The sequence below is a fragment of the Roseateles sp. P5_E1 genome, from assembly GCF_054049335.1.
In genome coordinates this window covers 1-528 of record NZ_JBFUMN010000458.1, presented here as the reverse complement: position 1 = coordinate 528, position 528 = coordinate 1, and the positions used below count along the sequence as shown (strand labels likewise).

1 protein-coding gene is annotated in these 528 nt (G+C 68.8%); it reads right to left on the bottom strand.

Annotation, left to right across the window (positions count from 1 at the left end; genetic code table 11):
• A partial coding sequence (locus ACXJKJ_RS32080) for an acid phosphatase (protein ID WP_457395786.1) occupies positions 1–528 on the bottom strand: 528 nt, incomplete at both ends.

Below are 528 nucleotides of genomic sequence, written 5' to 3'. Positions count from 1 at the left end.
GCGCGCGGCCAGCAGGTCCTTGTTGAACGCGGCGTTGTCGTGCAGTCGTGCCACCGCGGCGGCGCCCATGAAGCGACCTTCCAGGATGTCGCTCTGCCAGTGCACGTTGCACACCAGGCGGCTCTCGCCGTAGTTGCGGCCGCGCGCCTGGATGGCGTCGGCGCGATCGGGGACGATCTCGGACAGTATCAGCGCCCAGGTCCAGCCGATCGACGTGTGGCCGGACGGATAGGAGCCATTGCCGCGCAGGTCCTTCTCGTCTTCCGGCGAGCAGGTCGGCTCGTTGTTGACCATGAACGGACGCGCGCGCTGGTAGTGCTTCTTGGCCGTGCGGGTGGCGGCACTGGCATCGATCCGGCTGCGCTCGAGCAGGCGGTACAACGCCGGGGTCTTCACTGCATCCACGTCCACGTCGATGGCGCAGGAGAACTGGTTGGCACCGGCCGGGAAGCCCAGTTCGGCGTCGCGATGGGCCTGCGCGAAGCGCGGGCTGCCGCGCAGCGCTCGGGCTTGGCGACTGACCTGTTC